The sequence below is a fragment of the Caulobacter sp. genome (assembly GCF_039596335.1).
Taxonomy (GTDB): Bacteria; Pseudomonadota; Alphaproteobacteria; order Caulobacterales; family Caulobacteraceae; genus Caulobacter.
This window is the reverse complement of the sequence record NZ_JBCNJZ010000006.1, coordinates 105905-119633: the sequence shown is the minus strand read 5'-3', so window position 1 is coordinate 119633 and position 13729 is coordinate 105905. Positions and strand designations below refer to the sequence as shown.

Genomic DNA, 13729 nt, shown 5'->3' with positions numbered 1-13729 from the left:
AGATGATGCCGCTCCCGCGGCGGCCTGTCGATCAGGCCCAATCCGTCCAGGGCGAGATGGGCCTGCGGCGTGAGTATTCGGTCCAGGGCTCGACATCGAGGATGAGGCGGTACTTGTCCCGGATCTGCTCGAACATCAGCCGGTCGCGCCCTTCGGGCTTGCCTGCCTTCGCATCAACGGATTTGAGGTAGTCGCCCAGAACTCCGAGCAGGAAGTCCGGCACGCTGACGTGCAAGTCCGGCTTGGCGACGAAATGGACGAACGCGGCCTTTGGCCCACGGCTCTTCTCAGCCTTGAGCGCCGCGACCGTTTCAAGGATCAGCGCCCGGATCTTGGTTTCGGCCACCTTGTTATTCTTCTCGACGACAAAGCCAGCGAACTTACCTTCAGCGGCCATCAGCCGCCGCCGGATCACCGCCCCTAGAAGTCGCAAATAGGTGGCTTCGTAAACGTCAGGTCCAGCCAACGGTCCCATCACTACATAGCCTTCGAACGGCATGACCCGTAGCTGTTGCACGTAGCGCAGACGAAGATCGGGCGTGGCGTCGTTATAGTGCAGTCCCCGCTTCTCGATGGCCACCGGGTCCCCGGCCGCCCACAGGTTGCCTAGCGCCTCCTGAAGGACTTCGTTGGCCAGGCCCACGACACGCTGTTGATGCTGGCTTACCGTTAGTCCGAGGGCTAGGACGTGCCCCCGCGGAGATCGATATTCAGCTTCATCGATGGCGATGGCGAAAGTCTCGCCCGTCTGACTGCGGGGCTTGAAGCTTGGTTTGGCATCAGCTTCCTTCAGGATCTCGCCCCATGCATGGCGCAACCGCGGCGCCAGGCGCGGCTCGTGGTGGGCGACGAATTTCACGGTCCCGTCGAGGCGATTGATCTGCTCCTGGAGAACGTCGTCGTCATTGACGCCCAGACGCGTGAGGTGGTCCGCTAAGCCGAACTTACCCGCGTAATAGAGCTCCTGTCGCAAGCGCCTCTTCTTGACCTTGGGAACGTGGGGCTGATCGACCTCGCTCACGCTCAGACCGGTGACAAAATGGGCCTGACCGCGCCGCGACCGGCGCGTCTTGGATCTGGCGAGCGAGAAGCCATGTCCAGCCAAGATCGTATCGATGTCATCCGGGCTTGGCAGTTCGCCGTTCCCGGAAAAGCTCATATCGTCAGAGTAGCGGGTGTAGGTGGCGCCGCAGCGCTCAGCGAGTGCGGCAAGTTCGATGTCGGCAGCCAAAAACACCGCATTGGACACGACAGGGCTGGTCGGCAAGCCAAGCGGCAGGCTGCCGTCGATGGTCAGAAAGCGGCTGAGAAGGTCTGCTATCTCCGAATTGAAGCCGCAGTCCAGCAGAAGCGCCTCGATCCGCCCGCGCGTGATCGACGGAAAGAAGGCTTCAATATCGACCACCAACAGGTGGGTGTGGCCACAGTGGGCCTCGGCATTGCCCTTGATATTCCGGCCGCCGACGTAGCCGAACGTGGCGGGGTGCGGAAAAGCGTTCAACCGATAGCGGAAGTACTTCCCCAGATACCCGGCAAGAGCCTTGTACCTGGGTTTCAAGAAGGCCGGTTCCCACGCGATCCTGTAGCCCCTGGCCTTGTTGCGCTTAGGGATCTTGTGGCGAAAGAACGCCGGCATTTCCACGACGACGCCATCGTCTTCCTCGACAGTGGGCTCTAGATCCGGTGGCGGTACAAAGCCCAAAACGTGTTCGAGGTGGGCGTCGTCGATCCCAAGAACCGTCGTCAGGTGCAGACGAGTTCGTATTCGCGTGAGATCGTATCGCGGCAACATCGTCATGCTGCGGATCGAGAGGCGGATGCGCGCACGAAGCAAGTGGTCCCGAATTCGGCAGACGCGACTCGCGTCTTGAACCTTGTCGCCATTCCGCCCCCCGTGCGGCAACGTTTAGTCGCTTAGCGCCCTCCCCTCAAGCTCTGCGCGTAGTAGGGTGTGGCTGTCGGCGGGTTGGGGTTTGGAGCGTGCTCGCTCCAAGGCGCCATCGCTCCACGGCTCGCCCAAATCAGCCGTCGGCTTCAGCCTCGTCCGGCGGCAGCGGCGGGAAGAAACCGAACCGCTGACCGTCCGTCGTCGTCTCGCCTGCGAACCAGATCGCATCGAGGGCTTGGGCGACGTCTTCGGGCGGCTCCTTGTTCTCGACGATGATCACCTGCACTTCGGGACCGATACGCTTGAGCGAAGCCCAGAACTTGGCCTCGACACCGGCGTCGACCGGAACCCCTTTGGCGCCTGCGCCCGCGGATTTGACCTTGCTGTAGGCCGTCAGCGGGGAGTCGATCACCACCAGGCCAGGGTGGGGCAGCCCTCTCTTGCGGCAGTAGTTCATCAGGCCGATCACGAAGGCCGAATAGAGGACGCCGCGAACGCCCTTGCCGTGCGACTGCCGGGCCTGGCCATCGACCACGATGTCGTAGGCCTGGTGATTGAAGGTGACGCGCCCGTTGCCGGGCCAGCTCCACTCGGCCAGCACCTGCTGGATCTCCAGGCACAGATCCTCCAGCGGTTTGGCCGGCAGCGCCTCCCAGGTCTGGGCCGTGCTGCGCGGCTGGGCCGCGTCGCGCTCGATCTCCTGGCGCATGGTCTTGAGGCTGTTGAGCTGGTCGCGGTCGCTGCGCACGGCCTCCAGCACGACCCGTCGTTCGACCAGGCGGGTGAGGCGAACATCGGCGTCGCGCAGGGTCGGGCTCATCAGAGCGGCGGCGTCGCGGTCGACGCGCTGGACCCTCGCGCGGGCCGTTTGGGCAAGCTCGACCTGGTAGGAGCGACGCGCCTCGACATTTTCGATCGTGCCGGTCAGGTCCGCCCGCAGCGCCTTGATCTTGGCGCCCTCGGCCTGCGCGGCGCGCTGGACATCGGCGCCATGGGCGCCGTGATCGTGGGCCTCCTCCATCACCTGATCGCAAAGCGGACAGGCCACGGTCTGCAGCTCGCCGAAGTAGTGGGCGCCCTCGGCGATGAAATCCAGGCGGTCCAGGTCGGAGATATAGCGGCTCTCCAGGAGGCGATAGCGCCCGAGCAGCTCGTCGATGGCCACGACCTGACCTTCGGCCTTCTGCTGCTGGGCCAGGGCGACCCCGCGCTCGGCCTGCAGGGCTTCGTGGGCCTGGGCGCTGCCTTCGATGACGGTGGACAGCTGGGCGATCGCCGCCTCCACCTTGTCGATCGAGTCCTCGGTTTCCTTGGCCGGCTCGGCCAGGCGCTTTTCGATCGGCTCGATCAGGGCGTCGATGACGGCAAGCTTGGCGCGAAGCCGCGCGACGATGACGTCGTTGCGCTCGGCCGTGACCACGTCGGCGTCGTCGCGTCCCGACAGCATGAACGCAAAGGCGCGTTCGTTGATGGTCTTGTCGTAGCCCGGCGCGCCCTGGACCGGCGAGCGCTCGTCGATGACGGCGACCTCGTCGACCAGCATCGACGGCATCCAGTGACGCAGGGTCAGGCGTTGCAGCTCGCCGCGGACATTCTTGCGCAGGCGGGCTTCGGGGAGGTCGGCGAACGGGAAAAGCGCCGAGGTCACGTCCTTGGCGGTGCTGGTTCCGCGCCGCTGGGGGACGATGACCTCGCCGGCGCCCGTGATGTCGTCGATGGCGCATCTATAGGCGAGCAGGTCGCCGCCGGCGAGCGCGCGATAGAGCGTCAGCGCCTCGCCCTCGTCGTTGGCGAACTGGACGTAAAGCTGGCTGTAGGCCTGCGCCTCGGGAAATTGCTTGGTCATCTTGGCCGCGCCGAAGATGTAGTCCAGGCAATGGACGAGGTAGCTTTTGCCGGTGTCGGACAGGCCCGCCAGGATGTTGGCGCCCGCGTGGAAGGTCAGTCCCGCGTCCGGCTGGCCCAGGCCTCGAACCACGACTCTACGCAGTTGAAACACACTAAAGCTCCAGGTCGTTCAGGGCGGTGTAGCGGTCGAACTCCGCGCCCCACCGGCCAAGATTTTCGTCCATGAACGTCGTCAGTTCATGATCGGAGAGAGGCGAAAAGCGCTCGACCACCCAGCGGGCGCGCCAGCGCAGCGCCTCGGAATAGGGATTGGCCATCAGCCCGACGAAGGCGGTGGTGAGCGCGGTGCCGCAATAGCTGATGCCGCCGGCGTCGAAGCGCTTTTCCAGAAGCTCCTTGGAGAACATCTGGTCCAGCCCCGCCTTGAGGACGTCGCGCTTGACCAGCATTTCGCCGCCGCGAAACGGCACCGCCGGGTGCAGGCTGACGGGCCCTTCGACATCGCCAGAATGGACCATCAGGTAGTCGTAGACGATCAGCCGCTGCAGGTCGCAAGGGGTGGCCTTGGACGCGGCGAGCACGAACAGCATGCGAAGGCCGCATTCGAGCGGCGAGTTGAACGGCCGCGCGATCGGGGGCGGCCTGGTGGCTTGCGGGCTCACGGCGCGCACCAGTGCAGACGGTCCTCATTGGCCATGTGGTGGCACATGCCCTCGCGGTCCTTGGCCTGCACGTGCGGCGCCAGGACGTGCGCGCCCAGCTGGAGGTTTTGCGAGTGCTTGATGGTCTCGAGCAATCGCTGATGCCCGGTCTGGCCGGCGGCGGTGTAGGTGTAGAACAGGCCGTCGGTGAACTCGTCCAGCAGGGTCGTGAAGAACTGCTGGTCGGCCATCTGATCGCGGGCCAGTTCCTTGAGCCCCTCGGCGCAGTAGAAGGTGATCCGCGAGCGATCGAACAGGACGCGAAGTCCCTCTTCGCGCGGCACGTCCTCGGGCTTGCTGACCACCAGGTTCAGTTTTTGGCCGATCAGCTCGTAGAGCTGGGCGATATAGGCCGTTTCCAGCGGCGCGACGCTGGAGGGCGGGGTTTGGGTGGGCGGACGCTCGACCAGCGGCGCGCCGAACACCGTCAGGTGATAGCGCGTCTGGGCGTGCTCGTTCAGCAGCTCGAGAGGCTGCTTGGCCCGGAAGATCGAAAAGTCGAAAGCCGCGATATGGGCTTGCACCTGCGGCGTCAGCGCGAAGGTGAACCTGGACGAGACCGCATCGGCGCAGTGGCTGGCCCAGTTGGCCAGGACGAAGGCCTTCAAGTCCTCGGGCGCGTCCAAGAGGTCCTGCAGCGTGCCGGTGACGCCCTTGTGGGTGACGAACGCATAGAGTTCGGGGACCGGCTGCTCACCGGCCAGGGTGTAGTACAGAAGCTTGGCGATCTCGCCCGCGGCCGGTCCTGGCCCAAGCGCGACGCCATAGTGCTTGCACTGGTAGATGCGGCATCGGCGGGGTGCGAGCGACGGCGGATCGAGCCACACGACGATGTCACGGCCCTTGTCGCCCGCGCCGCCGCGTTGCTGGACCTCATGCACATCGGCAAGCCTGGACTTCAGGTAGCCTTCGGCCCATTCGAGGGTGAAGCGTTCGAACTCCTTGGCGCTGAACTGAGCCAGCCGGTCGAGCGCATCGATCGGCAGGCCGACACCCAGGCCCAGAAGGCGCGCATTGGCGTTTGGCCAGGCCGTCGGCGCGGGCAACACCTCCAGGGTCGCCGCAGGCTTACTCTTTTCGATCCCCAAGTTACGGCCCCCAACCGTCTCCACCCTGACTTTCGCCAAGTCAGCCAAGCGGCGCCATGGCTACCAACGCGAGCATCCTTATGCAATCGCGCTTAGCGGGAAGGGGTAGACCAGCCCGGCGACGCGAGCGCCTGCCCTCCCCTAGATCGCCTGGCCCTCGCCCGCGTCCCAGCGTGGATCGCTGGCGGGAATGGAAGCGGCCAGCAGCTGCTGGATCTCCTGGGGGTAGCTGTTTTCGGTGGAGGCCTGGGGCTGGCGGCGACGCCAGCCGAGGATGTCGGTCCAGACGTGGGTGAAGACGCTCTGGCTGCGCACGAGCATGGCCTCGGGGCTGGTGCTGGCGTGGTGTCCCAGGACGATGGCCGGGGCCATGGAGCCGAGCATTTCCAACCAATGGGCGATGACCGTGGCGCGCATGTCCAGGCTCGACCAGCCGGCCAGGTCGACAGGCGTTTCCAGGTGGCCCTCCATGCGCGGATCCCATTCGAGCAGCCCCGGGAAGAGCACCCCGCAAAGCTCGATGCCGCGCCAGCTGAGCCGGATCTGGCTGAAGTCGACGTCGTGATAGTCCATGGCGTTCAGATCCGGGTCGTCGGACTGGCTGAACACGAAGGCGTAGCCCTTGCCCTGCAGGTAATATTCGCGCTTGGCGACGATCTCGATCAGCCCCAGTCCCTGCAGCGCCAGGTGCTCGTGGCTGTAGATGGACAGATCGGCGCTTTCGATCCCGACGTCGATGTCCAGCACCACGCCGAAGGCCGCCCAGGCCTTGGCCACCCGCTCGAAGGCGCGGGCCAGGTGCGGCTCCAGCAGTCGCAGGCTGTCGAGCGTGGCCAGGGAAACGCCCCTGCCCGCTCCTTTGACCTGCTGGGTCAGAACCCTGGCCCAGATCGCCTGGATGTCGGCGTTGGAGACGTTCTCGACATAGCGGAAGTAGGTCTCCATCCAGTCGTCGTCGATCGGCTCGGCCTGGTCCTGCTGGGCGCTCCATTCGGCCTTGATCTGGGCGGCCGCCAGGGCCAGCACCTTTTCCAGGTTCTTCTGCCGGCCAAGCTCGCGGGCCACGAGCCGCGAGCCGGCCCGCTCGCGCAGACCCAGGTCGCCGGCCTTCAGGGCCTCGGCGATCATCTGGGCCTCGGTGGTGCGGATCAGGCGGTCGGTTTCCACGTCGGTCTGGGCATAGCCCAGGCGCCGGGTCTGGAAGGGCGCGGCCAGGCCCTCGACGAGCTTGGAGATCGCCGCGATCAGCGCCTCGCCGGTCTTGCCAAGGCCGGCCAGGTCGCCGACCAGCGCGCCCAGCTCGGACTTCTGGTCCCCATCAGCCATCTGTCGCCCTCCCCCTTTCCATCGCCGCGGCGCAACGCGCCGATCCGCCGCCGCCCAGGAGCGGCTACTCGACCAGATAGACCCGCTCGCGCGGCTCGATCTGGCCGGTCCCGACCATCATCGGCGCGATCCAGACCAGCTTGCGCTCGAGCCGCCCCACCCCGTGCGCCTGACGTCGCCAGTGACCGCGCCGCCAGTGCGCGGCCTGACGACCGCCCCCGCCGCCACCGCGCCCCGACGAGGCCGAAGGCGACTGACGCGGCCCCAGCCAGCGGATCACCGAGATGCCGCGATCGAGCAGTTCGGCCCGCGCCTTCTGCTGGACCTTGGGCGTGCCGGTCAGCAGCGCCATGGCGGTGACGACGGGCGCATCGTCCGGCAGCGACGGCTCGGAGACCTCCGGCGCGGCGCTCAAATAGCAAAGGGCGTTGCCGACCAGGGCCACGGCGATCGCCGCGGCCGGCACGCTGGCGGTGAACCGCGTCATGATCTCAACATGCATCGGCTCGCGCGGCAGGGTGACGGCCCAACCGTCCGGCGCCTTGAAGTCGGGATCCTCCAGCGCTTCCTTGATCGTTTCGTGCTCGGGCTTGCGGTTGATCTCCTCCTCGACCGCGGCGTTGAAGGCGTCCAGCAGGGAGGTTTGCCCGTCGCGATCCTTCAGGTGGACCGCGAAATAGTCGTCGCGGGTCTCGGGCCAGCCTTTGCCGCCCAACGCGTCCGGGCCAAGGCGGCGCGTGGTGAGAAACACGGTCAGGGTGTCCTGGGCGACCCGCTCGACATAGGCGCCGTCGATGTGGTTGGGCAGCCCCGGTAGCGCGCCGTCGAAGGCGCCGCCAAGGCCGATATAGAAACTGTCGAACGGCAAGCTGAGGTCGGACAGACGCACGCCGGCCATGTCGGTGTGGGAAAGCATCTCCACCAGCGCCGGCGTCAGCATGAAGGTGTTGCGTCCCTTGGCCACGAAGCGGGCGTACTGCACCGCCAGCGAGCCCTCGGACATGACGATCGCGGTCGCGGCCTTGGGGCGCTCGGCCACCGGCCGCCGGCCGATGACCTCCTGGTAGGTGGCCAGGACCTGGCCGGCCACCGCGTCGAACAGGCCAACGCCCTGGAAGGCGGCGCGATGCTGGTCGGCGATCCGGGCGACCTGGCGGGCGAACGGACGCGTGCGCCGAAACCGGAAAGGGTGGATCTCGTCGCTGTCGATGTCCATGCCGCCCGTCCCCCGATACCCCAGGGTTGCAGGCTAGAAGCGCCGCGGTTCGAAAGTCAAACCGTGCGCGGGGGCGCCGGCGGCGACCAGGAAGACCCGCGCCAGACCCCTGCCCCCTTTGCCGGGCGCGCCTCCAAAGCTATGCAGGGCCGCCATGCGCCCTTTCGAGGAGACCCCGATGCACCGGCCGCTCGCCGCCCTGGCCCTTTGCCTGTCCCTGGCCGCCTGCGCCTCGGTCCCGCCCTCGCCCTCGCCCTCGCCCCGGGCGCCGCTGCGGGTGGCCACCTGGAACATGGAGCATCTGTCCGAAGATGGCGCCCAGGGCTGCAAGGCCCGCACCGACGCCGACTATGCGGTCATGCGCCGTTATGCCGAGCAGCTGAACGCCGACGTCATCGCCTTCGAGGAGGTGGAGTCGGTCAAGGCCGCGGCCCGGGTGTTCGACCCGGCCAAGTACCAGCTGATCATCGAGGAACGGCCGGCGGGCGAACACTTCGCGTGCGGCGGACAGGAGGGGCGCAAGCTCACCCGCCAGGCCGTCGGCTTCGCCATCCGCAAGGGCGTCTCCTTCGAGCGCGCCCCCGATCTGGTCGATCTGGCGCTGGGCAATCCCAACCTGCGTTCGGGCGTGGACATCACCGTGCGCGCGCCAGGTCATGCGCCGCTGCGTCTTCTGGCGGTTCACCTGAAGTCCGGCTGTTTCAGCGGCTTGGGCGGCCAGGCCTGTCCGACGCTGCAGCAGCAGGTCCCGGTCCTGGAGCGCTGGATCGACGCGCGCGCCGCCGAGCCCGTCCGCTTCGTGGTGCTGGGCGATTTCAACCGCCGCCTGGCGCGCAAGGACGACGTGCTGTGGGCCGACCTGGACGATGGTCAGCCGGCCAATGCCGACCTGTCGCTGGCCGAAGGGACGACCACGCCCAAGTGCGACCCGCGCTATAGCGAGTTCATCGACCACATCGTGCTGGACGCCCGGGCCGGCCGCGACCTGGTCGGCTTCGAGGAACAAGCCTACGCCCCGGCCGATGGCCATCCCTCGGACCACTGCCCGGTCGTGGCCGTATTGCGCTAGGCGCCCGGCATTCCCCCCGCCGCCTAGCCGGCGCGCCGGCTCGCCTGCCCATCCCCGCTTGGCAGTTGGGCGTAGAACCAGCCCAGGTCCGGATAGACCTCGACCAATCGCGCAAACGCCGGCTGGATGGTCGCGGTCAGGTCTGGCCTGCGCTCGCATAGGGCCACCACCAGGGCCACGCTGGTGCGAAGGCTTGGATCGCGCAAGGCCGCGCGCTGCTCGGCCAAGCGCTGAAGATAGCGCGTCGGGGGGCCTGGCGGGAACTCGGCGATGGCGCGATCAACGCCCCGGATCGCCTCGAGGATCGCCTCGGCCAGGCCGATCTCCAGCGCCAGGGTCAGGAACTCACCTTCAATCCGCGACACGCCCAACGCCCCTTCTACGCCTCGACGATGGCCCAGAACCCGGCCGACCGTCCCGCGACGCGGCGCCGCAGGCGACGGGTTCTGCGCGATCCCACTCGCCTCGGCAAGTCCGAAAGTTCCCCTTTCGTTCACGACATGCTAGAACTTGGGACATGGAGTCGCCGACGCGCAAGATCATCCATATCGACATGGACGCCTTCTATGCGTCGGTGGAGCAGCGCGATGATCCCAGCCTCAAGGGCAAGCCGCTGGCCGTCGGTCATGGCGCCCGGCGCGGCGTGGTCGCCGCCGCCAGCTACGAGGCCCGCCGGTTCGGGGTCCGCTCGGCCATGCCCTCGACCACCGCCCTGCGCCTGTGCCCGCAGCTGGTCTTCGTGCCGCCCAGGTTCGAGGTCTACAGGGCCGTCTCGCGCCAGATTCACGCGATCTTCGCCGACTACACCGACCTGATCGAGCCGCTGTCGCTGGACGAGGCCTATCTGGACGTCACCGCCAACCGCCGGGGGCTGGCCAGCGCCACGGACACGGCCAAGGAAATCCGCGCCCGGATCCTGGCCGAGACCGGCCTGACCGCCTCGGCCGGGATCAGCTACAACAAGTTCATCGCCAAGCTGGCCTCCGACCAGAAAAAGCCCAACGGCCAGTTCGTGGTGGCGCCCGAGCGCGGCGAGGCCTTCGTGCGCAGCTTGCCGATCGGGCGGTTCTACGGCGTGGGCGCGGTGACCGAGGCCAAGATGAAGCGCCTGGGCATCCACACCGGCGAGGACCTGCATCGCCAGAGCCTTGAGTTCCTGGTCGCGCAGTTTGGCAAGTCGGGACCCTGGTTCCATGGCATCGCCCGGGGCCAGGACCCTCGCCTGGTCAATCCCGACCGGGTGCGCAAGTCCTCAGGCTCGGAGACCACCTTCGACCAGGATCATGTCGCGCCGGGGCCGATCGAAGCGGGCGTGCTGGAAATGGCCGACGATGTCTGGGCCTGGTGCGAGAAAACCGGCGCGCGGGCGCGCACGGTGACGGTCAAGGTCAAGTGGGCCGATTTCCAGCAAACCACCCGCAGCCGGTCCCTGCCTGCCGCCATCGCGGATCAAGAGACCCTGCGCGCCGTCAGCCTGGCCTTGGTCCGCTCGGTCTATCCGCCCCGTTGCGGCATCCGGCTGGTCGGGGTGACACTGTCCAATTTCGATCAGGCCGTCGCCCTGAAGGACGAGCAGTTGGGGCTGGCGCTCGACGCCGCCCCCGTCCCTGCCTTCGTCCCTGATCTGGCGCGCGCGCCCCAATACGCCTAAGGTCGCCCCATGCCCCCTCGCCGCCGCCCCGCCGCCCGCCTGCTGACGCCTGCCGGCTGGGCGGGCCTCCTGGCCCTGACGGGCTTGGCCGCCGGCCTTGCCGCCTTCCTGGCCAGCGACCTGATCGGCCGCTAGGCCAGGAACCGCCCCTTAGCGCGCCCAGAACACATGCACCTCGTCCGGCGCGGTCTCGACGGTAAAGACCTCGCCGTTCAGCGCCGCGTCGCGGGCCATGGCGTCCCAATCGATATAGCGGCGCAGGCCCTCGGGCACGGCGGTCAGGTCTTCGCAGGCCTCTTCCAGGCAATCGGCGAGGCTGGCGAACCGGCCGCGATAGCCCTCGTCCAGCGCCTCTAGGGCCCGATCAAGGTCGCCATCGCAATAGGCCAGCACCAGGGCGCCCAGCCGCCCGCGCGCGCGCAGGAAGGCGGCGACCTCGACCACCCTGTCGATCGCCGCATACTCGGCGATCTCCACCCCGCCAAACCCCTCGTAATCGTGGATCGCCCACTCCTCGGCGCCCGGCTCGGGCGAGGCCGCCAGCATCGCGGCGATCTGCGCGCGCACGGCGTCGGCGTCATCGTCCACATCGATCCAGGCGCCGTGCAGCAGCCCGCCGTTATAGGCGGCCAGACACGCGACATAGATGCGGGGCTCAAGGATTTCAGCAGCTTGTCCCATCTTCCTCATCCTCAAGGCAGGGTTCGAACAATCGAACCCTTGCCCCTCGGCGAGAGCGGGGGTGCAAGCGGAGGGGCGGCTTCGCGGGGACCCGGCTGCAGGGCCCGAAGGGACCGAAGCTGGGCGGAAGGCGATCCGAAGCGCGCCGGGGGCGGAGCCCCAAGCCAGAGCTCGCCCTCAGCGCCTACGCATGGCCTGACCCAGGAGGATGCGCGACAGACCAAGGCTCCTTGCGTTCAGCCCGGCCTCACCCGCGCCTGAGCGGCCACCTCGTCCCCAAGGACGCCAAGACGAGACGGACCTTGGCCTGCCCAGCGGTCCTGCGCCGTCGCCACGTCGCTATGAGCCTCACGCTCACGCCCCCCAGACCGACTTGGCATAGCGCATGAAGTTCTGGCCCAGGATCTTCTCGATCCGACGCGGCGGATGTCCGCGCTCGGCCAGCTTGCGGGCCAGGATGCGAAACTGGTCGGGACCGAACATGTCGATGGCGAAGACATAGGAGTCCGGTCGCTCGCCCGGAGCGGAGATCCCCTGGGCTCGACGGCTGTTGATCTGAGCGGCGAAGGCGAGCTTCCACTTTTCCAGGTCGTCGATGCCCGTAAGGCCGCCATCGGTGCCGATCCCGACCGCGTCCTCGCCGCACACCTGGATGGCGTGCTCGATATGGCGGCAGACATCCTCGCTGGTGATCTGGCGATCGGCCAGGAACGGCATGAAATAGATGCCGACATAGCCGCCTTTCTCGGCGACCAGACGCAGCTCCTCGTCGGTCTTGTTGCGCGGCACGTCGTTCAGGGCCCGGCAGCCGGTGTGGCTGATGCAGACCGGCGCGGTCGAGGCGCGGGCTGCGTCCAGGCAGGTCCGGCGGCTGCTGTGCGACAGATCGACGATCACGCGACGGGCGTTGAGGCGCGAGACCACCTGGCGGCCAAAGTCGGTCAGCGGCGACTCCTCCGGGGACAGCGCGCCGCCGCCGGCCTGGTTCTGCGGATTGTAGGTCAGCTGGATCACCCGCAGGCCCATGTCGGCGAACAGGTCGACGCGATCGGCCTTGTCGCCCATCATCGCCGCGTTCTGGAAACCGTAGATGACGCCGATCTTCCCCTCGGCCTTGGCGCGGAGAATGTCGGCCGTGGTCGTCACCTTCACAAATCTGTCGGCGTGGTCGCGGATCATCCCGTCGAACAGCACGACGTCGCGCACGCTGGCCTCGAACGGATCGGCCTTGCCGCTGACATAGCCCAGCGTCCAGTTCATCGCGGTCACGCCGGAGGCGCGCGCATCGTCCATGAGACGCCGGCTGATCGGCGCGCCGGCGTCCAGGTCCCCGACATTGGGATCCTCCAGGCCGCCCAGGCTGTTGATGACGACCAGATCGCGCAACGGGTCCTTGCCCACGAACCGCGGGGACTGCGCCTGGGCGCGCCCGCCGGTCAGCAACCCGGGCGCGGCGATCGCTGCGGCGGCCAGGGTCGTCAGGTTGCGGCGGGTCGGCATGGCGGTTTTCCTCGATGGTCGAGGCGGACACGCGCCTCTCGAACGTTTTACGTATGAGCTCGGAAAAGCCGAGCTTGCCCCCGTTCGCCAAGGACCCCCTTTCATGATCCGCCCGCTGATCTTCGCCCTGGCCCTGCTGGCGCCGCTCGCCGCCCAGGCCCAGACCCAGACCCAGACCCCCGCCGGCCTCGACAAGACCCTGGACGCCCTCCATGCCGCCGCGGCCAAGGCTGACGGGAAGACCTATTTCAGCCTGTGGACCCCGGGCGCGGTATTCATTGGCACCGATGCCGGCGAGCGCTGGACGATCGAACAGTTCAAGGCCGCGTTCGGCCCCTGGTTCGACAAGGGCGAGGGCTTCACCTATGTCCCGCGCGAACGCCACCTCGACATGGTTCCCGCGCCCTGCGGCTGCGTGGCCGTCTTCGACGAGATCCTGGACAGTCCCAAGTACGGCGTCACCCGCGACAGCGGGGTGGCGGTGCGCGGCGAAGACGGGACCTGGCGCCTTGTCCAGTATCACCTGACCCTGCCCATTCCGGATGCGCTGACGGACAAGCTGACGGCCGAGATCAAGGCCTACTTGGCCAACAAGCATCCGTAAAACCTGGAGAAAATCTCACTGCCGCCAAGCTGGGCGCCGCGCGCTGAAAACCAGCGCGCGGCGCGTTCGTGACAGTCGCTACCGTCTTTCGCCTCCTGTAGCGCCGGTATTTCTCGACCTCGTGCGTAGCACCTCATGAACGACGGGATGGGACCCG

13 protein-coding genes are annotated in these 13729 nt (G+C 67.4%); 4 read left to right on the top strand and 9 right to left on the bottom strand.

The window, feature by feature from the left end:
- Positions 1-31: 31 nt before the first annotated feature.
- From ABDW31_RS13945 to ABDW31_RS13920, 6 genes are all read right to left on the bottom strand, one after another.
- Positions 32-1798: a reverse transcriptase family protein gene (locus tag ABDW31_RS13945; RefSeq protein WP_343699035.1), complete on the bottom strand. Its 1767-nt coding sequence runs from the start codon at positions 1796-1798 to the stop codon at positions 32-34.
- A 223-nt stretch (positions 1799-2021) separates the two neighbouring features.
- Positions 2022-3887 carry a hypothetical protein gene (locus tag ABDW31_RS13940; RefSeq protein ID WP_343699034.1) on the bottom strand — a complete coding sequence of 622 codons (1866 nt, stop codon included), beginning with the start codon at positions 3885-3887 and terminating at the stop codon, positions 2022-2024.
- A gap of 1 nt (position 3888) precedes the next feature.
- Positions 3889-4398, bottom strand: coding sequence for an ABC-three component system middle component 2 (locus tag ABDW31_RS13935; RefSeq protein ID WP_343699033.1), 510 nt, complete (start codon positions 4396-4398; stop codon positions 3889-3891).
- Entirely contained in the window at positions 4395-5525 is a 1131-nt protein-coding gene (locus tag ABDW31_RS13930) for an ABC-three component system protein (RefSeq protein ID WP_343699032.1), read from the bottom strand. The genes ABDW31_RS13935 and ABDW31_RS13930 overlap by 4 nt, the downstream gene beginning before the upstream one ends.
- A gap of 141 nt (positions 5526-5666) precedes the next feature.
- Positions 5667-6851, bottom strand: coding sequence for a DUF2806 domain-containing protein (locus tag ABDW31_RS13925; protein WP_343699031.1), 1185 nt, complete (start codon positions 6849-6851; stop codon positions 5667-5669).
- 64 nt (positions 6852-6915) lie between these two features.
- Complete coding sequence (locus tag ABDW31_RS13920) at positions 6916-8067, bottom strand: hypothetical protein (protein WP_343699030.1); 1152 nt, start codon at positions 8065-8067, stop codon at positions 6916-6918.
- A gap of 178 nt (positions 8068-8245) precedes the next feature.
- Between ABDW31_RS13920 and ABDW31_RS13915 the strand changes: the two genes are divergently transcribed.
- Positions 8246-9136, top strand: a complete 891-nt coding sequence (locus tag ABDW31_RS13915; protein ID WP_343699029.1) for an endonuclease/exonuclease/phosphatase family protein — start codon at positions 8246-8248, stop codon at positions 9134-9136.
- 23 nt (positions 9137-9159) lie between these two features.
- On the opposite strand, the gene ABDW31_RS13910 is transcribed toward ABDW31_RS13915, so the two are convergent.
- Positions 9160-9501 (bottom strand): hypothetical protein, encoded by a 342-nt coding sequence (locus ABDW31_RS13910; protein WP_343699028.1) that lies wholly within the window; start codon positions 9499-9501, stop codon positions 9160-9162.
- Between the two features lie 152 nt (positions 9502-9653).
- Here ABDW31_RS13910 and dinB point away from each other — a divergent pair, with 152 nt between their 5' ends.
- Together dinB and ABDW31_RS13900 are read left to right on the top strand one after the other, a co-directional pair.
- On the top strand, positions 9654-10787 hold the full coding sequence (dinB, locus tag ABDW31_RS13905) for a DNA polymerase IV (RefSeq protein ID WP_343699027.1): 1134 nt from the start codon (positions 9654-9656) through the stop codon (positions 10785-10787).
- Positions 10788-10796: 9 nt separating this feature from the next.
- Complete coding sequence (locus ABDW31_RS13900) at positions 10797-10922, top strand: hypothetical protein (RefSeq protein WP_343699026.1); 126 nt, start codon at positions 10797-10799, stop codon at positions 10920-10922.
- 15 nt (positions 10923-10937) lie between these two features.
- On the opposite strand, the gene ABDW31_RS13895 is transcribed toward ABDW31_RS13900, so the two are convergent.
- Positions 10938-11468, bottom strand: coding sequence for an antirestriction protein ArdA (locus tag ABDW31_RS13895; RefSeq protein WP_343699025.1), 531 nt, complete (start codon positions 11466-11468; stop codon positions 10938-10940).
- Between the two features lie 354 nt (positions 11469-11822).
- Entirely contained in the window at positions 11823-12968 is a 1146-nt protein-coding gene (locus ABDW31_RS13890) for a membrane dipeptidase (protein WP_343699024.1), read from the bottom strand.
- A 103-nt stretch (positions 12969-13071) separates the two neighbouring features.
- Here ABDW31_RS13890 and ABDW31_RS13885 point away from each other — a divergent pair, with 103 nt between their 5' ends.
- A complete protein-coding gene (locus ABDW31_RS13885; RefSeq protein ID WP_343699023.1) occupies positions 13072-13572 on the top strand; it encodes a nuclear transport factor 2 family protein in 501 nt (166 codons plus the stop codon).
- Positions 13573-13729: the final 157 nt, after the last annotated feature.

Bases quoted from the DNA above. Each gene is read 5' to 3' on its own strand.
- ABDW31_RS13945 (WP_343699035.1), bottom strand. From the start codon at position 1,798: ATGACGATGTTGCCGCGATACGATCTCACGCGAATACGAACTCGTCTG.
- ABDW31_RS13925 (WP_343699031.1), bottom strand. From the start codon at position 6,851: ATGGCTGATGGGGACCAGAAGTCCGAGCTGGGCGCGCTGGTCGGCGAC.
- ABDW31_RS13920 (WP_343699030.1), bottom strand. From the start codon at position 8,067: ATGGACATCGACAGCGACGAGATCCACCCTTTCCGGTTTCGGCGCACG.
- ABDW31_RS13915 (WP_343699029.1), top strand. From the start codon at position 8,246: ATGCACCGGCCGCTCGCCGCCCTGGCCCTTTGCCTGTCCCTGGCCGCC.
- dinB (WP_343699027.1), top strand. From the start codon at position 9,654: ATGGAGTCGCCGACGCGCAAGATCATCCATATCGACATGGACGCCTTC.
- ABDW31_RS13900 (WP_343699026.1), top strand. From the start codon at position 10,797: ATGCCCCCTCGCCGCCGCCCCGCCGCCCGCCTGCTGACGCCTGCCGGC.
- ABDW31_RS13895 (WP_343699025.1), bottom strand. From the start codon at position 11,468: ATGGGACAAGCTGCTGAAATCCTTGAGCCCCGCATCTATGTCGCGTGT.
- ABDW31_RS13890 (WP_343699024.1), bottom strand. From the start codon at position 12,968: ATGCCGACCCGCCGCAACCTGACGACCCTGGCCGCCGCAGCGATCGCC.
- ABDW31_RS13885 (WP_343699023.1), top strand. From the start codon at position 13,072: ATGATCCGCCCGCTGATCTTCGCCCTGGCCCTGCTGGCGCCGCTCGCC.